At 65.7% G+C, this 17433-nt stretch carries 15 protein-coding genes; 6 read left to right on the top strand and 9 right to left on the bottom strand.

Features of this window, described 5'->3' with window-relative positions; all coding sequences use genetic code 11:
* Positions 1 to 116 precede the first annotated feature (116 nt).
* Entirely contained in the window at positions 117 to 2162 is a 2046-nt protein-coding gene (locus AC04PT_RS14780) for an oxidoreductase (protein ID WP_482874491.1), read from the top strand.
* A gap of 99 nt (positions 2163 to 2261) precedes the next feature.
* On the opposite strand, the gene AC04PT_RS14775 is transcribed toward AC04PT_RS14780, so the two are convergent.
* Positions 2262 to 2963, bottom strand: coding sequence for an RraA family protein (locus AC04PT_RS14775; RefSeq protein ID WP_482874490.1), 702 nt, complete (start codon positions 2961 to 2963; stop codon positions 2262 to 2264).
* A gap of 170 nt (positions 2964 to 3133) precedes the next feature.
* On the opposite strand from AC04PT_RS14775, the gene AC04PT_RS14770 reads away from it, so the two are divergent.
* Positions 3134 to 4915, top strand: a complete 1782-nt coding sequence (locus AC04PT_RS14770; RefSeq protein WP_482874489.1) for an IlvD/Edd family dehydratase — start codon at positions 3134 to 3136, stop codon at positions 4913 to 4915.
* A gap of 76 nt (positions 4916 to 4991) precedes the next feature.
* Complete coding sequence (locus AC04PT_RS14765) at positions 4992 to 5726, top strand: SDR family oxidoreductase (RefSeq protein ID WP_482874488.1); 735 nt, start codon at positions 4992 to 4994, stop codon at positions 5724 to 5726.
* 69 nt (positions 5727 to 5795) lie between these two features.
* Here the strand turns inward: AC04PT_RS14765 and AC04PT_RS14760 are convergent, their stop codons facing one another.
* The 7 genes from AC04PT_RS14760 to AC04PT_RS14730 form a co-directional block, all read right to left on the bottom strand.
* The gene (locus AC04PT_RS14760) at positions 5796 to 6710 is read right to left on the bottom strand and encodes a DMT family transporter (RefSeq protein ID WP_482874487.1); all 915 of its coding nucleotides are present in this window, start codon (positions 6708 to 6710) and stop codon (positions 5796 to 5798) included.
* Positions 6711 to 6717: 7 nt separating this feature from the next.
* Positions 6718 to 7437, bottom strand: a complete 720-nt coding sequence (locus tag AC04PT_RS14755; protein ID WP_482874486.1) for an SDR family oxidoreductase — start codon at positions 7435 to 7437, stop codon at positions 6718 to 6720.
* Positions 7434 to 8528: a Gfo/Idh/MocA family protein gene (locus AC04PT_RS14750; protein ID WP_482874485.1), complete on the bottom strand. Its 1095-nt coding sequence runs from the start codon at positions 8526 to 8528 to the stop codon at positions 7434 to 7436. Before AC04PT_RS14750 ends, AC04PT_RS14755 begins: the two co-directional genes overlap by 4 nt.
* 73 nt (positions 8529 to 8601) lie before the next feature.
* Positions 8602 to 10137 (bottom strand): UxaA family hydrolase, encoded by a 1536-nt coding sequence (locus tag AC04PT_RS14745; protein WP_482874484.1) that lies wholly within the window; start codon positions 10135 to 10137, stop codon positions 8602 to 8604.
* 124 nt (positions 10138 to 10261) lie between these two features.
* Positions 10262 to 11857: a TRAP transporter large permease gene (locus tag AC04PT_RS14740; protein ID WP_482874483.1), complete on the bottom strand. Its 1596-nt coding sequence runs from the start codon at positions 11855 to 11857 to the stop codon at positions 10262 to 10264.
* On the bottom strand, positions 11857 to 12684 hold the full coding sequence (locus tag AC04PT_RS14735; RefSeq protein WP_482874482.1) for a TRAP transporter small permease subunit: 828 nt from the start codon (positions 12682 to 12684) through the stop codon (positions 11857 to 11859). Before AC04PT_RS14735 ends, AC04PT_RS14740 begins: the two co-directional genes overlap by 1 nt.
* Before the next feature lie 101 nt (positions 12685 to 12785).
* The gene (locus AC04PT_RS14730; protein ID WP_482874481.1) at positions 12786 to 13811 is read right to left on the bottom strand and encodes a TRAP transporter substrate-binding protein; all 1026 of its coding nucleotides are present in this window, start codon (positions 13809 to 13811) and stop codon (positions 12786 to 12788) included.
* 233 nt (positions 13812 to 14044) lie between these two features.
* Here AC04PT_RS14730 and AC04PT_RS14725 point away from each other — a divergent pair, with 233 nt between their 5' ends.
* Both AC04PT_RS14725 and AC04PT_RS14720 read left to right on the top strand, forming a co-directional pair.
* A complete protein-coding gene (locus AC04PT_RS14725) occupies positions 14045 to 14722 on the top strand; it encodes a GntR family transcriptional regulator (protein ID WP_482874480.1) in 678 nt (225 codons plus the stop codon).
* A 45-nt stretch (positions 14723 to 14767) separates the two neighbouring features.
* On the top strand, positions 14768 to 15613 hold the full coding sequence (locus tag AC04PT_RS14720) for a fumarylacetoacetate hydrolase family protein (RefSeq protein WP_482874479.1): 846 nt from the start codon (positions 14768 to 14770) through the stop codon (positions 15611 to 15613).
* A 144-nt stretch (positions 15614 to 15757) separates the two neighbouring features.
* Here AC04PT_RS14720 and aroQ read toward each other — a convergent pair whose 3' ends face one another.
* Positions 15758 to 16192, bottom strand: a complete 435-nt coding sequence (gene aroQ / locus AC04PT_RS14715) for a type II 3-dehydroquinate dehydratase (RefSeq protein WP_482874478.1) — start codon at positions 16190 to 16192, stop codon at positions 15758 to 15760.
* 136 nt (positions 16193 to 16328) lie between these two features.
* Between aroQ and AC04PT_RS14710 the strand changes: the two genes are divergently transcribed.
* On the top strand, positions 16329 to 17177 hold the full coding sequence (locus AC04PT_RS14710; protein ID WP_482874477.1) for an SMP-30/gluconolactonase/LRE family protein: 849 nt from the start codon (positions 16329 to 16331) through the stop codon (positions 17175 to 17177).
* Positions 17178 to 17433: the final 256 nt, after the last annotated feature.

The raw sequence follows: 17433 nt of genomic DNA, 5'->3' as shown, positions 1-17433 counted from the left end.
TAGCCCTCCGCGCGGGCGGTGACAAGAAAATCGTCACTGGTGAACGAAAACTTGACGCATATGAACATTTCTGGAATCGTCGCCGGGACACCCACTGGGCAACAGGGAGCCTGCCCATGTCCAACGACCCGCTTCTGCAGCCGTTCAAGCTGAAACACCTGACCCTGAAGAACCGGATCATGACCACGGCGCATGAACCGGCTTACCCCGAAGACGGCATGCCCAAGGCGCGTTACCGAGCCTACCATGAAGAGCGTGCCAAGGGCGGCGTGGCGCTGGCCATGACCGCAGGGTCTGCGGTGGTGTCGCGCGACAGTCCGCCTTCGTTCAACAACATCCTCGCCTACAAGGACGAGGTGGTGCCCTATATCAGGGACCTCACCGATGCCCTGCACGCACACGGCTGTGCGGCGATGATCCAGCTCACCCATTTGGGCCGCCGCACCGGATGGTCGAAGGGCGACTGGCTGCCCTCGATCTCGTCCGGGCCGGACCGCGAACCGGCGCACAGGTTCTTTCCGAAGGTGGTCGAGGAGTGGGACATCGCCCGTGTCATCCGCGATTTCGCCGACGCGGCCGAGCGGATGCAGGCGGGGGGCATGGACGGCATCGAGATCGAGGCCTACGGGCATCTGATTGACAGCTTCTGGTCACCGCTGACCAACCGGCTGGAGGGACCTTACGGCGGCCCGGCGCTGCAGGACCGGATGCGCCTGTCGCTTCAGGTTCTGGACGCGGTGCGCGACCGGGTTGGCCCGGACTTCATCGTTGGCTTCCGCTACACCGCTGACGAGTCGCAGCCGGGCGGCATCGGCGCCGAGGAGGGGCTAGAGATCAGCCGCATCCTGAAAGCCACCGGAAAGGTCGACTTCCTCAACGTAATCCGTGGCCGCATCCACACCGATCCGGCGCTGACTGAGGTTATCCCCGTGCAGGGTATGAAAAGCGCACCGCACCTCGATTTCGCCGGCACCGTGAGGGCTGAGATCGGCCTGCCCACCTTTCACGCCGCGCGCATCGCCGACGTGGCGACGGCGCGGCACGCGGTCTCGGCGGGGCTTCTCGACATGGTCGGCATGACCCGCGCCCACATCGCTGATCCGCATATCGTGCGCAAGGTGATGGAAGGCCGCGAGGACGAGATCAGGCCTTGCGTCGGTGCCACCTATTGCCTCGATCGGATCTATCAGGGCGGTGAGGCGCTGTGCATCCACAACGCCGCGACCGGCCGGGAACTGAGCTTGCCGCACGTGGTCGCGCCTGCCACCGAGCGCAAGCGGGTGGCGGTTGTCGGCGCGGGCCCCGGCGGGCTCGAGGCGGCGCGCGTCGCGGCGGAACGCGGCCATGACGTCACGGTGCTGGAGGCCGCGCCGGACCCGGGCGGGCAGCTGCGGTTGGCGGCGCAGAACCCGCGCCGCCGCGAGATGAAAGGCATCATCGACTGGCGCATGGCGCAATGCGCGGCGCGGGACGTGGCGTTCCGGTTCAACTGTTGGGCCGAGGCCGAGGACGTGACCGCGCTGGACCCCGACGTGGTGATCGTTGCCACCGGCGGCCTGCCCAACACGGCGCTGTTCGAGACCAAAGAGGCGCATCCGCATGTGGTGAGCGCCTGGGACATCATCTCGGGCGACGTGAAGCCGGCGGGCGAGGTTCTGATCTACGACGAAAGCGGCGACCATCCGGCGCTGATGGCGGCCGAAGTGGCGGCAGAAGCCGGATCGAAGGTCGAGATCGTGACCCCGGACCGCACCTTCGCGCCCGAGATCATGGGCATGACTCTGACGCCCTACATGCGGGCGTTGCAGCACCTCGACGTCAGGATGACCGTCTGTCGGCGCTTGCTGGAAGTCACGCGCGAAGGCAACCGGCTGGTGGCGATGCTGGGCACCGATTACAGCGATCACCGGACCGAGGCGCGCTGCGACCAGGTGGTGGTGAACTACGGTACGCTGCCGCTGGCGGATCTCTACTTCGACCTTAAGCCGCTGTCGTCGAACCTGGGCGAGGTGGACCACGAGGCATTGCTGGCGGGCGCGCCGCAGGCGACCGTGCGCAACCGCGAGGGCGGGTTCCAGCTGTTCCGGATCGGCGACGCGGTCAGCGCGCGGAATGTCCATGCGGCGATTTACGACGCACTCCGGCTGGTTCGGGCGGTGTGAGGGACGCAGGCTCGCTGGTGCCATGACGGGGAAGCGTGCCGGTGGGACGCCTCCGGCATGAGGATCGCGTTCCAGGTCAGGGTTCGGGCTGGAACTGCGCTAGTCGTCGATGAACACGACCTCGCCCCGCGCGATCAGGTCTTCCATGAGGGCCATGGTGCGGCGACCGTCTGCGACCTCGGCGTCGAGTTGGCTTTCCAGTTGCCTGATCTGCTTGAGCCGGGCGATCACCGCATCGATCCGGGCGAAAGGGACGACCACCACGCCGTCGCGGTCGGCCACGATCATGTCGCCGCTGTGGACGGTCATGCCGCCGATGTGGACGTCGTCGCCGGCGCGGCCGGGGCCGGTGGCGTTGGGGGAATTCGGCGTCAGCCCGGTGCACCAGACCGGCAGGCCGGCGGCGACGATGCCGTCGTAGTCGCGCATCGGCCCGTCGGTGACGAGCCCCGCCGCGCCGGCGTTGCGCAGCATCCCCGCCACACGATCACCGGCGGCGGCGGCGTCCTGGTGGCCTCTTACTCCGGCAACGAGGATGTCGCCCTGCGCGACGATTTCGAGCGCAGCCAGGGTGGCGAGCACGTCACCCGCCGCGTTGTCGGCGCAAAGCGCGGGTCCGGCGGCGGCACAGGCAAGGTCGCGGCCGAAGCCGATCGGCCCGATACCACCGGCAAGCGCCCCGGTGCCGTTCATCGCATCGCAGACGAAGCTGGTGGGAACGTTGCGAAAGGCGGCGACCTGGTCGGCGGTGGGACGCGGAGCGCTGCGGCGAACGGTCAGGAGCGGCGGGGATTCGATCATGTTAGCCTCTGGTCAGGTCAGGAAGTGTCGGCGATTGCCATGCCCAGACGCAGAGGTTAACGGCGCGGCCAGGAGGGCGAATTGCTCTTGCATTTGGTATACCAAATGCGGAAGCTGTCGCAATACCGAAGCTGCCGCAGACATTCGGACCCATGGGGGGAGGACAGGCCATGAGTGACACCCGCGCCAACAAGCAATTCCGTTCGCAGGAATGGTTCGACAACCCGAACAACCCGGGCATGACGGCGCTGTACCTCGAGCGCTACCAGAACCAGGAATACACTCGCGAGGAGTTGCAAAGCGGCAAACCGGTGATCGGCATCGCCCAGACCGGCAGCGACCTGGCGCCATGCAACAAGATCCATGTCTTCCTGATGGAACGCATCAAGGCGGGCATCCGCGCCGGCGGCGGCATCCCGATGGAGTTCCCGGTGCACCCCGTCCAGGAGACCGGCAAACGGCCGACGGCGGCACTGGACCGGAACCTGCAATACCTGAGCCTTGTCGAAGTGCTGCACGGCTATCCGATCGACGGCGTCGTGCTAACGACCGGGTGCGACAAGACCACGCCCGCCATGCTGATGGGCGCGGCAACGGTGGACCTGCCGGCGATTGCGTTGAACGGCGGGCCGATGCTGGACGGCTGGTGGAAGGGCAAGCGGGCGGGCTCGGGCACAATCGTTTGGGAAAGCCGCCGGCTGTTGGCCGAGGGCAAGATCGACTACGAGGAATTCATGAGCCGGGTCTGCTCCTCGGCGCCGTCGCTGGGCCATTGCAACACCATGGGCACCGCCAGCACGATGAATGCGATGGCCGAGGCGCTGGGCATGACGCTGACCGGCAACTCGGCGATCCCGGCACCGTTCCGCGAGCGGATGGCGATGGCCTATGAGACCGGCAAGCGCATCGTGCAGATGACCTATGACGACCTCAAGCCGTCGGACATCCTGACGCGAGAGGCGTTCGAAAACGCGATCGTGGTCAATGCGGCCATCGGCGGGTCGACCAATGCGCCGCCGCATCTGCAGGCCGTCGCCCGGCATGCGGGGGTGGAACTGGACGTCAGGGACTGGGAAACCATCGGGTTCGACGTGCCGCTGCTGCTGAACATGCAGCCGGCCGGCGAATACCTGGGCGAAAGCTTTTTCCGCGCCGGGGGCGTGCCGGCGGTGATGGGCGAATTGCTCAAGGCCGGGCGTCTGCACGAGGGGGCAATGACGGCGACGGGGAACACCATGGGGGTGAACCTTGCCGGAGTGGAGAGTGTCGACACGGACGTGGTGAAGACCTGCGATGCGCCGCTGCGCGAGAACGCGGGCTTCAAGGTGCTTACCGGGAACCTGTTTGACTCGGCGCTGATGAAGACCTCGGTGATCTCCAAGGATTTCCGCAAGCGCTTCCTGTCCGAGCCGGGCCGCGAGGGCATCCTGGAGGCGCGGGCGATCGTGTTCGAGGGACCGGAGGATTATCACGACCGGCTGAACGATCCGGCGCTGGGGATCGACGAAAACTGCATCCTGTTCATCCGCAACGTCGGCTGCGTCGGCTATCCCGGATCGGCCGAGGTGGTGAACATGCAGCCGCCGGATGCGCTGATCAAACAGGGCATCAACCACCTGCCGACGGTGGGCGACGGGCGGCAGTCCGGGACGTCCGAGAGCCCGTCGATCCTGAATGCCTCACCCGAGGCGGTGGTCGGCGGCGGGCTGGCCTTCTTGCAGACCGGGGACAGGGTGCGGCTGGACCTCAATGCCTCGCGTATGGATGCGCTGGTGGACGAGGCCGAGTGGCAGACCCGAAAGGACGCGTGGCAGGCACCGGAGATCGTCAGCCAGACGCCCTGGCAGGAAATTTACCGCACGCATGTCGGCCAACTGGACAAGGGCGGCTGCCTGGAACTGGCGACGGCCTATCAGAAGATCCGCCAGCAGCTGCCGCGGGACAATCACTGAGGGCTGAGCACAAGCGGAGTGCCGGAGCCAAAAGTCTTTGAAGACTTTTGGTGGCGCGAGAGGCGAGGGAGACATCATGAAGAGCATCATCATTACCGGCGGCGGCGGCGGCATCGGCAAGGCCTGCGCGCTGGCCTTCGTCGAGGCCGGCTGGCGGGTCGGTGTCGTCGGACGGCGCGCGGAGCCCCTGGAAGAGATCGCCAGCGCGCACGAGGCCGTGCTGGCGTTGCCCTGTGACGTGGCGGACGAGGCGGCGGTGGATGCGGCCTTTGACACGGCGGTCGCGGAATGGGGGCGGATCGATGCGCTGTTCAACAATGCCGGCGTATCGGCACTGGGATCGACCATCGACGAGGTGGACGTGGCCGACTGGCGACGCTGCATCGAGATCAACCTGACCGGCAGCTTCATTTGCGCGCGGGCGGCCTTTGCCCGGATGCGGGCGCAGGACCCGCAGGGCGGGCGCATCATCAACAACGGCTCGGTCTCGGCATACGTGCCGCGCTGGGGGTCGGCGCCCTATACGGCTTCGAAACACGCGATCACCGGGCTGACGCGGTCGGTGTCGCTGGACGGGCGGCCCTACAACATTGCCTGCGGGCAGATCGATATCGGCAACGCGCTGACCGACATGGCCGAAAAGATGACGCGCGGCGTGCCACAGGCGGACGGGTCCATCGCCGTGGAGCCGGTGATGGATGTGGCGCATGTGGCGTCTTCGGTGCTGCACATGGCCGAGCTTCCGCTGGAGGCCAACGTGCAGTTCATGACGGTGATGGCGAGCCGGATGCCCTATATCGGGCGCGGCTGAGGCTGGCGTGGAATTGGGGGCGCTGCCCCCTTGCCCCCCGGGATATTGTGAACCAGAGAAGAGCCGTAGTTAGCGCGTGCTGGGGACCGGGCGGCGGACGCGGCCGCGGACCTTGCGTTCACGCTGCCAGATGTAGAGTCCGGAGGCGATGATGATGGCGCCGCCACCCAGTGTCCAGACCGTGGGCCAGGTGTCGAAGACGAGAATGCCGGCGACGGCGGCGAGGAAGATCTGGATATAGATCACCGGCGCGAGGATCGAGGCGTCGGCCCAGCGGTGAGCGATGGTGGCGGCGATGTGGCCGGAGGCGCCGAACATGCCGATGACGCAGAACACCGCCCAGGTGACGAGGTCCGAGGGCCATTGCCAGGTGTCCAGTGCGAAGGGCAGGATGGCGGCGGCGGCGATCCCGCTGGACCAGATTTGCTGGGTCGCGTTGCCTTCGACGCCGGCCAGCTTGCGGGTCATGATGAAATAGAGCGAAGCACCGCAGAGCGCGCCGAGGCTGAGCAGCATGGCCGGGTGAAATTCGGCACCCCAGGGCTGCATCACCACGATCACCCCCAGAAAGCCGACACAGACGGCAATGATGCGGCGCAGGCCGACGGTTTCGCCGAGGATCGGGATCGCCAGCAGGGTCACCACCACCGGGCCGGCGAACATGATCGTCGTGGTCACGGTGATCGGCAGGTATTGCAGGGCGGTGAAGTTGAGCGCGGTCGAACTGAGCAGGAAGGCCGAGCGCAGGAACTGCTTGCCGGGGCTGTTGGACCTGAGTGCCGAGGTGCCCTCTTGCGGCAGGTAGATCAGCAGGGCGACGATGAAGTGGCCGATGTAGCGGGCGAAGACCACCTGCAGCGCGGGCAGGCCGGCGATGATCAGCCACTTGGCGGAACTGTCGATGCAGGTGAAGAAGAACACCGCCAGCGCCATCAGCAGGACGCCGGAGGATGTGCGTTCCTCGACGGGTTCGGGGGTGCTCATGGGTGCCTCAACAGGTCATGCCGCCGTCGATGTTCACACATTGGCCGGTCATGTAGCGGCTTTCGTCCGAGGCGAGGTAGACGGCGAGGTCGGCGATCTCCCGCGCTTCGCCGAGACGGCCCATGGGCTGGCGTGCGACGAATTGCTTCATGGCGGCGTCGTAGTCGCCCATGGCGCGAAGGCGGTCGTGCAGGCTGGGGCTGTCCACCGTGCCGGGCGCGATGCAGTTGCAACGGATACCCTTGGTGACGAAGTCGCGGGCCACCGCCTTGGTGAGGCCGATGACGGCCGCCTTGGAGGTGCCGTAGACGAAGCGGTTGGGCACGCCCTGTACCGATGAGGCGACCGAGGCGATATTGACGATGGCGCCCGCTTCGCGTTCGAGCATCCGGGGCAGCGCGGCCTGGATCGCGTGCATCTGGGCGCGCACATTGAGGTCCATGGCGATGTCGAACTCGGCGTCGGTGGCGTCGCTGATGGTGCCGGAATGGACCACGCCGGCGCAGTTGACGAGCAGGTCCGGGCCGGTGTCGCGGATGGCGTCCTGCAATGCCTGCTTGTCGAGCACGTCGAGGGCGAAGGTGGTGCCTTGGAGCCCGTCCAGAAGTTCGGCGTGGAGGTCGGTGGCGGTGACCCGCGCACCTTCTTCGGCGAAGCGCTGGGCGATGGCGCGGCCGATGCCCTGGCCTGCGGCGGTGATGAAGGCGGTCTTGCCGGTCAGTCTCATGCTGTGGCTCCTTGGGTGTGCAGCGGCAGGATGCCGGTGAAGTCTCCGGGCACTTCGCCGCGGCGTACCGGGCGGCCGGTATGACCGGAAAGCGCGGTTGCGAGGGTCATTTCGAGCGCGGCCAGACCGTCGGCGCCGGTGGCCAGTACGTCGTCGGCGGTGCCGGACAGAAGGGTGGCGAAACGGTCGATCTGCGCGCGAAGCGGGTCGATCCTGGCGAGGGTCGGACCGGGCTTCGGCGCCATCGGGTGTTTCCAGTCGGCTTCGCCCGGGTCGGTCTGCTGCCAGAGGGTGAGGGAGGGAAATTCGAGCGCCGCCCGGGTGCCGGTGAGGCGCAGGTAGTCCTGGCCGGAGGCGCCGATGTTGGGGTTCTCGGCGCTGGCGGTCTCGAACGACCACGGCGAGGCGCCGGCGTCGGAGATCAGGAAGGTGCCCAGGGCGCCGTTGGCGAAACGCAGCGCGAGGGCGGCGGTGTCCTCGATCGCCAGATCGCGGCGGGCGGAGGAAAGCAGCGCGGTGACTTCTCTGATCTCGCCCATCAGGAAGCGCAGCAGGTCGATTTCGTGACTGAGGTTCGTGAGCAGCGGGCCGGCGCCCGGTTGCCGGCGCCAGTCGGGTGCGTAGTAGACATCGGGTTTGCGCAGGCTCCACAACCCCTGCAGGCCGACCGGGTCGCCGATGTGGCCAAGCGCGTCGCGGGCGGCGGTACTGAAGGGGTGGCAGCGGCGGTGGTGACCGGTGACGAGCGGCAGACCATGCGTCTCGGCGGCGGCGATCATCGCGCGGGCGTCATCGAGGGTGCCGGCGAGGGGTTTCTCGGCCAGAACGGCGAGACCCTTGGCGAGACAGTCGAGGGCGAGCGGCCGATGGGTCGGTGTCGGGGTGGCGATGATGGCCGCGCGGGTGTCGGCGGGCAGGTCGTCGAGGCTGGCGCAGGTGGGCAGGCCCTGCCGGGCAAGGCGGTCACGGGTCGAGGCGTGCGGTTCGACCACGGCGGTGAGATGCACGTGGTCCGAGGCCGTGGCGACCTCGATATGGCGCAGGCCGATTAGACCGGCCCCGATGACGCAGAGGGGAAGGGGAGCTGTCATCTCGGCGGGGGAAAATTCATTGATGAATTTTGCAAAAGTTTTTGAAAACTTTTGGTCGTGTCGGGGAAAGGCATCACATCACGGCTCCGATCTGCCAGGGGACGAATTCGAAGTCGCCGAGACCTTGCGCCTCGGACTTGGTCGGCTCGCCTGAGGCGATGCGGAGCCACATGTCGTAGATCTCGCGCCCGACCTCTTCGACGGTGGCGCCGTCGGTGAGGATGCGGCCGGCGTTGACATCCATGTCCTCGGTCATGCGGTTGTACATCTCGGTGTTGGTGGCGACCTTCATCGAGGGGCTCGGCTTGGCGCCGAAGGCCGAGCCGCGCCCGGTGGTGAAGCAGACGAGGGTGCAGCCCGATGCGATCTGGCCGGTGACGGAGGCGGGGTCGTAGCCGGGGCTGTCCATGAAGGTGAAGCCTTTCGCGGTGACCGGTTCGGCGTAGTTGTAGACGCCCGTCAGCGGCGTGGTGCCGCCCTTGGCCGCCGCGCCGAGGGACTTTTCAAGGATCGTGGTCAGGCCGCCCTTCTTGTTGCCGGGCGAGGGGTTGTTGTCCATGCTGCCACGGTTGCGCTCGGTGTAATCCTCCCACCACCTGATGAGGTCGATCAGCCTTTCGCCCACTTCGCGGGTCTGCGCGCGGGCGGTGAGCAGGTGTTCGGCGCCGTAGATCTCGGGGGTTTCGGCCAACACGCCGGTGCCGCCCTGGGCCACCAACAGGTCGCAGGCATGACCCACGGCGGGGTTGGCGGTGATCCCGGACCAGGCGTCGGAGCCACCGCATTGCAGGGCGACCATGAGTTCGGAGGCGGGGCATTCCTGCCGCTCTATGTCGTTCACGAGGGGAAGCATTGCTTCGATCTTCGCGATGCCAAGCTCGACGGTCTTGCGCAGCCCGCCGACGTCCTGGATGTTCATGGTCTGGAACAGGGGGCCGGGGGTCAGGCCGTAGGCTTCGATGAGCCAGTCGATCTGCATCATCTCGCAACCCAGCCCGGCCATCAGCACGCCACCGACGTTGGAATTGCGGGCATAGCCCCAGAGCACGCGTTGCAGCGCCTCGAAACCGGTGCCGTCGCCGCCCATGGCGCAGCCCGTGCCATGGACGAAGGCGGTGACGCCATCGACATTGGGATAGGCTGCCAGCTTTTCGGGGGTGAAGTGTTGAGCAATCATGCGGGCGGCGGTGGCGGAGCAGTTCACGCTCGTCAGCACGGCGATGTGGTTGCGGGTGCCCACCCGGCCGGTGGGGCGGCGGTAGCCCATGAAGGTGTCGCGGGTCTGCGGTTCGGGCGCCGGGCGGAGGTTGGTGGAATATTCGTAGGGCGGGGCCTCGGGAGTGGTGCCGGGGCCGTCGCCTGCATGGGCGATGTCGCCGACCTTGCGGAATTCGAGGTTGTGGCTGTGGACGTGGGCGCCCTTGGCGATGTCGCAGGCGGCGTAGCCGATGACCTGGGCGTATTTGCGGACCGGGGCGCCGCGCGGGATCGCTTCGCTGGCCATCTTGTGGCCTCGGGGGATGGCTTGGGTTGCGCCGTCGTCGCCCGTTTGCAGCGCGGCGATGGCGGTGACGACATTGTCGGCGTCGGAGAGGCGGACGGTTCTCATCGGGGTGTCTCGCGTGGTGGGCGTGGGGCAGTTCGGGGCTCTGCCCCGGACCCCGGGATATTTTGGAAACCAGAGAAGGACCTGGAGGGTGTGCCGGGGCGGAGGGGCCCGCCCCGGTCGAGGTCTAGAGGAAGATCGAGACGATGGGCGGCCAGATCAGCAGCACCGACAGCGCCAGCAGTTGCAGGCAGATGAAGGGCAGGAAGCCGCGGAAGATGTCGGTCAGCGAGATGTGCGGCGGCGCCACCGATTTCAGGTAGAAGGCGGCGGGGCCGAAGGGCGGCGACAGAAAGCTGACCTGCATGTTCATGCAGAACACCACGCCGAACCAGACCGCGACGTGACGGGGGTTCAACTCGCCCAGTATGCCGATCTCTTCCACCGGCAGTTTCAGCACGATGGGCAGGAACACCGGCATGATCAGCAGCACGATGCCGACCCAGTCCATGAACATGCCCATGATCAGGAAGATGAACATCATGATCAGGATCACCCCCATGGTTGGCATGTCGGCGCCAACAATGGCGTTGGCCACGTAGGTCGGCCCGCCCGCCAGCGTATAAGCGGCGGCCAGCGCGGCGGCGCCGATGGTGACCCAGATGATCGTGCCGGTGGACTTGAGCGTGCGCATCAGACTTTCCCAGACGATATCGAAGGTCATTTCACGCCGCGCCAGCCCGATGATGAAGACGGCGACGACGCCCATACCCGCGGCTTCGGTAATGCCGGTGATGCCCATGTAGATCGAGCCCAGCACCACGCCGATCACGATGATCGGAGCGATCAGCCCCTTGCCCATGGCCCAGCCGGCGGCGGTGCGTTCGCGGCCCACCAGGCCAAAGACGATCAGCGCGGCGATCGCGAAGGCGCCGATGATCCAGGGGATGTCCGAGACCATGCCGAGCGCGATCGGATCGAAGCCTTCCTGCACCTCGTTGGCGCCGGTGACGGTGAAGAACAGGGCGCGGACCAGCAGCACGGCGGTCAGCCACATGGTGAAGCGGGCGAGGAAGCCGAGGAACATCAGGCTTTTCTCGCGGCCCTTGGGGGCCGTGGGGTCCTCGGGCGGAAGAGGGGCCTGGCTGGGGTCGAGCTTGGTGCGGACGATGATGTAGAGGATGAAGAACGAGGCCAGCATGAAGCCGGGCAGGAACGACGCGGTGAAGAGCGCCTTGATCGAGGTCTCGGTGACGAGGCCGTAGAAGATCAACACGATCGAGGGCGGGATCATGGTGCCGAGGCTGCCTGAAGCGCAGATCGTGCCGATGGCGAGGTTCTGGTTATACCCCAGACGCAGCATCTGCGGCAGGGCGATAAGGCCCAGCAGCACCACCTCGCCGCCGATGATGCCCGACATGGCGGCCATGATGACGGCCATGATCGAGGTGACGACGGCGATGCCGCCGCGCACCCGGCTGAGCCAGGTGTTGAGAGACGAGTACATGTCGCGGGCGATGCCGGATCGTTCGAGCAGCGCCGCCATGAAAATGAACAGCGGGATCGAGATCAGCACGTAGTTCGTCATCTGCCGGTAGACCGCCTGACCCAGCACGTTGAACGGCCCCTGCCCGAAGGACCGGAACAGGATGTCGACGTCGAACTTGAGGATCAGCGTCACCACGGCGAGGAAGGCCGAGGCGAAACCCAGCGGCATGCCGATCGCAAGAAGCGCGAACATGCCCAGCAGGACGAGGAGGCTGAGTGTGCCGATATCGACCATTACTTGTCATCCTTCAGGGTGGCACGGATGTGCTCGATTTCGGTCTGGTCGATGTCGTCCAGCGGCGAATGGTGTTCGGGCCGCTTGTTCCAGTCGGCGATCAGGTTCGAGACCGCCTGGATCGTGACCAGCACGATGATGATCAGGATCGCCGCCTTCACGGTGCCGGGGATCGGCGGATCCCAGGCGGTGCCGAAGGTCTCCATCCGGAGCGCGCGGCGCTTGGCGTCGTTGTAGCCGCCCCAGACCAGCGCGAAGGTGAAACCGACGATCAGAAGGACCGAGATCACGTCGGCGGTCTTTTGCATCCAGCGAGGCATGATGTCGTAGATCACGAAAATGCGGATGTGGCTGCGCTGCTGCATCGCGTATTGCCCGGCGAAGAGGAACACGAAGGCGGCGATCCACAGCGACAGCTCGTTGGCCCAGAGCGTCGGCCGGCTGAAGACGTAGCGCGACACCACTTCGTAGAACATCACCAGCACGATCAGCCCGATGGAAATCATCGCCAGCCGGGATGTCACCAGCGACAGGATGTCGAAGAACCCGTGCGGCTTCGGCTCGATCGGGCCGATGTGATCGGACAGGTAGAGCGAGGCGAACAGCAGCGTGCCGGCGATGGCCAGCAGCATGATCAGCACCAGCGGCCTGCCCTCGGGGCGGATCATCTCGTGCATGCCGATGGCGCCTTCGGGGTCCATGATCTTGTTGACCACGAGGTATATGTAAAGCAGCGAGGTCACGGCGGCGAAGCCGATCGCCAGCAGCTTGACGGGCCGCTGCATCGTCCCCAGCCAGACGGACTCCGTGTCGGTTTTCTGTTCCATGCGCAGGCCTCCCCACCTTTGCAGGTCTGTCAAAAAAGGCGAGCCCCGGGACGGGACCCGCCGATGTCACGGGTGCGGGCGCCGGGCGCCGCGCACCGGGATCACTCGCCGCCGATCAGGCCGAGCTGCGTGAGGTATTCCTTGTGGCTGTCAACCAGCGCGCGGGTCTCTTCGTTCTTGTCGCCCCAGCGCTCCCACGCGGTCTGCGCCGCTTCGCGGAACATCTTGCGATCCTCGGCCGACCAGGCATAGAGCGTCACGCCCTCTTCCTGCAGCGTGGCAGCCGCCTCGGCATTGGCCTTTTCATTCGACAGCGCGATCTGGAAGCCGAGCTTCTGCCAGGCGGTGTCGATGATCCGGCGGTGCTGTTCGCTCAGACCGTCCCAGACGTCCTTGTTGCAGGCCAGGTGGTCCGACGGCATCGAGTGGAAGCCGGGATAGGTGGCGTGCTTGACGATGTCATAGAGACCGAGGCCCACGTTGTTGGCCAGCCCGCTGGCGTCCGCGCCGTCGATGATGCCGGTTTCCAGCGCGGTGAAGATCTCGGTGAAGTCCATCACGATGGGCGAGGCACCGAGTTCCTCGAAGATCTCGGTCTCCATGCCCGGGGGCGAACGGAATTTCCAGCCCTTGAGGTCTTCGGGGCCGGCGATGGGCTTGGAGGACGACAGCGATTCCTGCCCGTAGATCGACCAGCCGATGAGCTGCATGTTCTGTTCGTTGTAGAGCGCCTGCGCGGCGTCGTAGCCGCCGCCGTGGTAAAGCCAGGAATACTGCTGCCACGGGGTGTCGTAGCCGCCCATGATGTCGCCGACGAACTGGAATGCCGGGTTCTTGCCGGTCTGGTAGGCGCCGCCGGTGGCATCGCAGTCGAGGATGCCGTTGATGGCGGCGTCGAAGGTCTCGGTCGTGGCGACGACGGACGAGGAATAGAACATCTCGATGGCGATCTCGCCGCCCGACATCGTCTGCACGTCGTCGATGAAGGTTGCCAGCGCCTGGCCGGTCGGGTGTTCGGTGGCATAGTGGGTCTGGATGCGCAGGGTGACCTCCTGCGCGAGCGCGGCAGAGCCCGATACGGCGAGGGCCGTGGCCGCAGCCGAATTCAGAAGCGTTTTCAATTTCATTGTGTCTTTCCTCCCTTAAGGCCGCGACGGCCCGCTTTGACCGGGCGTCTCCCGCACCCGGGTCGAAATGGCATACCATTCCGTCATGAACGCTAGCGAAAGGCTTCTCGACAATCAACAACTTTTGGTATACCAAATTTGAAGGCCGGTTTTCCGGCCCTTTCAGCGGCGTATCCGGCCCGGGCGGGCAAGGGGTAAATCCGCCTGTAGTTACGGTAACCCGCGGGGGGAGCATGGCCGAAGAAAACCGGGCAGAGCACATCGCGAACCAGTTGCGGCGCGACATCCTGAGAGGTGTGCTGGAACCCGGCGCGCCGATAAAGGAGCGCGACAACGCGCTGGAGATGGGCGTCAGCCGGACTCCGATGCGCGAGGCGATTCGTATCCTGGCCAAGGAGGGTCTGGTCACGCTGCGCCCGTCGCGCAGCCCCACTGTCGCACAGCCTACGCTGAAAGAGGTCTCCGATGCCATCGAGGTGCTGCGCGCGCTGGAGATGCTGTCGGTCCGGCTGGCGTGCGAACGCGCTTCCGATCAGGAGGTCGCGCATATCCGTTCGCTCGAACGGCGCATGGCCGAAGAGTACGACACCCTCGACGAAGTCGAGCGCTTCGAACTCGACATGAGCTTTCACCTTGCCATCACACGCGCGGCCCACAACGAGATGCTGGCCGAAACCCATTCCGCCTATCTGGCACGGTTGTGGCGCGCGCGGTACCTGTCCGCGATCAAGAAGCGGTCGCGCGATCGCGTGCTGACGCAGCACAAGGCGATTGCCGACGGGCTTGAGCGGCGCGACGTCGAGATGGCGCGTCAGCACTTGAACGAACACCTTGAGCATTTGGTGGTCAACGTCCGGGAGTACTTCCTGACCGAGGAAGAGGCCGGTGACACGGTGGACAGCGCAAGCTGATCCCGGCAGACATCCGATCGAAATCAACGAAACTTGGAGTGATGCATGAAACTTCTGCGTTATGGGCCGGCAGGCTCGGAAAAGACCGGCCTTCTGGACGGCGACGGCAAGGTGCGCGACCTGTCGCAGCACGTGCCCGACCTGAGCGGCGAGGCGGTCACGCCGGAGGCCCTGGACCGCATTCGCGCGCTTGATCCGGCATCGCTGCCGGTGGTCGAGGATCCGGGCCGGATCGGATCGTGCCTGGGACGTGTGCCGAACTTCTTCTGCATCGGGCTGAACTATGCGCTGCACGCCAAGGAAAGCGGCATGGATGCGCCGGCCGAACCGATCGTGTTTTCCAAGGCAAGCTCGGCGCTGTCGGGCCCGAACGATCCGGTGATCATTCCGCGCGGCTCGCAGAAGGCGGACTGGGAGGTCGAACTGGGCGTGGTGATCGGCCGCGAGACGCTCTACGTCTCGGAAGAGGACGCCTTGGATCACGTGGCAGGCTATTGCACCATCAACGACGTGTCCGAGCGCGAGTTCCAGATCGAGAAGCTGGGCCAGTGGATCAAGGGCAAGTCGGCGCCGAGCTTCGGCCCGGTCGGCCCCTACCTCGTGACTGCGGACGAGGTGCCGGACCCGCAGACCCTGGGCGTGTCGCTCAAGCTGAATGGCGAGACGGTGCAGGAGTCCAACACATCTGACATGATCTTTTCGGTGCGCGAGATCGTGTCCTACATGAGCCGCTTCATGAAGCTGATGCCCGGCGACATCATCGCCACCGGCACGCCCTCGGGCGTGGGCATGGGGATGAAGCCGCAACGCTTCCTGAGGCCCGGCGACGTGATGGAAGTCACGGTCGAAGGGCTGGGCACGCAGCGGCAGGAGACCGTCGCGGCGGAATAAGACGGCTTGAGATGCGAGGGCGCGCCGCGGATTTGGTGTGGGCGCTTGCCCCGGGCTTGATCCGGGGCCTCTCCGCAGGCTTGGGCAAGAGGTCCGGGATCAGGTCCGGGACCGGCGCGGATTTGTCGAAGCTCTTCCGCGCCGTCAATCCGATGCCAGCTGGCACACCCGGCGTACGCCCGCCGCGTAGCCTTCGATTCCCAGTCCCGCGATCACCCCGTCGGCCCGCAGCGACACATAAGAGTGGTGGCGAAACGCCTCGCGCTGATGGACGTTGGAAATATGCACCTCGATCACCGGACCGTCGAACGCCTTGAGCGCATCGAGGATTGCCACCGAGGTATGGGTGTAGGCTGCAGGATTGAAGACGATGCCGCAGGCGGCTTCGCGGGCCTCGTGGATCCAGTCGATCAACTGCCCCTCATGGTTGGACTGTTCCAGCCGGATGTCGAACCCTTCGCTGGCCGTGGCCTCGCAGAGCGCCCGGACATCGTCGAGCGTGGTGTGACCGTAGATCTCGGGCTGGCGCTTGCCGAGAAGGTTCAGGTTGGGGCCGTTCAAAACGAAAATGGTCTTCATGTGTCTGTCCTGATCACTGGAGTCCGCTCTCTTTAGACCGGGGAGCAGCGCGTTTCCACTTCGGCCGATCGCGGCTTGACGCAGACGGGGCAGGATGTGACCTTTCTGGTATACCATATCAGGCAGGGATGAGCGGATGACGACGGTATATGATGCGCGGGCCTGCAGTCTGGGCGAGGGGCCGCTCTGGCATCCGGAACGGGCACAGCTATTCTGGTTCGACATCAACGGAATGCGGTTGCTGAGCCGGGACGGCGACACGCCACTGGAGTGGCAGTTCGACGCGCATGTCTCCGCCGCTGGCTGGGTGGACCGCGATACGCTGCTGGTCGCATCGCAGACCGGGCTGTCGCGATTCGATATAGAGACCGGCACGTCCGAGCCCCTATGCCCGCTGGAAGCCGACAACGATGTGACGCGCTCGAACGACGGTCGGGCAGACCCGCAGGGCGGATTCTGGATCGGCACCATGGGGCTCAAGGCCGAGACGGGGGCGGGCGCGATCTATCGCTATTACAAGGGCACGGTCGAGGTGCTCTATCCGGAGATCACTATTCCCAATTCGATCTGCTTCGCGCCGGACGGGCGCACGGCCTATTTCGCGGACACGCCGAAGCGGCAGATAATGGTGCAGGCCCTCGACGCCTCCGGGTGGCCGAAGGGTAGGGCAGAGGTCTTCCTCGACCTGAACACGGACGGGCTGAACCCGGACGGATCAGTGGTCGATGCCGAGGGCGGTCTTTGGAACGCGCAATGGGGGGCGTCACGTGTGGCACGCTATCTGCCGGACGGGACGCTCGACCGGGTGATCGGGGTGGCCGGGCACCACACGACCTGCCCGGCCTTCGGCGGGGAAGGTCTGACCACGCTTTATGTGACCAGCGCCTTCGAGGGGCTGGATGACCCCGACGAGTCGCAAGGCCGGACCTTCGAGTCCCGGCCCGGGGTGGCGGGTCAGCCCGAACACCGGGTCCTCTTGGGGTGACTCACCCGCGAGACACCTGAATCGCGGCTGTATTGGACGCAAATATGGGGCGACTCGGCCCTGAATCAGGGTTGAGTCGCCCCCGGAGCCACCAAAACGGCTCGGATTGGAGTGTCGCGGTCAGCTGACACGAAGTGCCCGGACCGACGGGTCAGCGAAAAAATCGTTGAAAAACAGGCACTCTCAGAAAAATCCGAAAAAATGCCACCGTCCGCGAAAAAACCGCTTGCGACCCCCCGCCGGTATACGTAAAAGC

The organism is Litorisediminivivens sp. KMU-197, assembly GCF_056858395.1.
The sequence above is the reverse complement of the archived record's forward strand: the minus strand, read 5'-3'. Positions and strand labels throughout refer to the sequence as shown.

Excerpts from the sequence above, each read along its gene's own strand:
- AC04PT_RS14780 (WP_482874491.1), top strand. The coding sequence starts at position 117 with ATGTCCAACGACCCGCTTCTGCAGCCGTTCAAGCTGAAACACCTGACC.
- AC04PT_RS14775 (WP_482874490.1), bottom strand. The coding sequence starts at position 2,963 with ATGATCGAATCCCCGCCGCTCCTGACCGTTCGCCGCAGCGCTCCGCGT.
- AC04PT_RS14770 (WP_482874489.1), top strand. The coding sequence starts at position 3,134 with ATGAGTGACACCCGCGCCAACAAGCAATTCCGTTCGCAGGAATGGTTC.
- AC04PT_RS14765 (WP_482874488.1), top strand. The coding sequence starts at position 4,992 with ATGAAGAGCATCATCATTACCGGCGGCGGCGGCGGCATCGGCAAGGCC.
- AC04PT_RS14760 (WP_482874487.1), bottom strand. The coding sequence starts at position 6,710 with ATGAGCACCCCCGAACCCGTCGAGGAACGCACATCCTCCGGCGTCCTG.
- AC04PT_RS14755 (WP_482874486.1), bottom strand. The coding sequence starts at position 7,437 with ATGAGACTGACCGGCAAGACCGCCTTCATCACCGCCGCAGGCCAGGGC.
- AC04PT_RS14750 (WP_482874485.1), bottom strand. The coding sequence starts at position 8,528 with ATGACAGCTCCCCTTCCCCTCTGCGTCATCGGGGCCGGTCTAATCGGC.
- AC04PT_RS14745 (WP_482874484.1), bottom strand. The coding sequence starts at position 10,137 with ATGAGAACCGTCCGCCTCTCCGACGCCGACAATGTCGTCACCGCCATC.
- AC04PT_RS14740 (WP_482874483.1), bottom strand. The coding sequence starts at position 11,857 with ATGGTCGATATCGGCACACTCAGCCTCCTCGTCCTGCTGGGCATGTTC.
- AC04PT_RS14735 (WP_482874482.1), bottom strand. The coding sequence starts at position 12,684 with ATGGAACAGAAAACCGACACGGAGTCCGTCTGGCTGGGGACGATGCAG.
- AC04PT_RS14730 (WP_482874481.1), bottom strand. The coding sequence starts at position 13,811 with ATGAAATTGAAAACGCTTCTGAATTCGGCTGCGGCCACGGCCCTCGCC.
- AC04PT_RS14725 (WP_482874480.1), top strand. The coding sequence starts at position 14,045 with ATGGCCGAAGAAAACCGGGCAGAGCACATCGCGAACCAGTTGCGGCGC.
- AC04PT_RS14720 (WP_482874479.1), top strand. The coding sequence starts at position 14,768 with ATGAAACTTCTGCGTTATGGGCCGGCAGGCTCGGAAAAGACCGGCCTT.
- aroQ (WP_482874478.1), bottom strand. The coding sequence starts at position 16,192 with ATGAAGACCATTTTCGTTTTGAACGGCCCCAACCTGAACCTTCTCGGC.
- AC04PT_RS14710 (WP_482874477.1), top strand. The coding sequence starts at position 16,329 with ATGACGACGGTATATGATGCGCGGGCCTGCAGTCTGGGCGAGGGGCCG.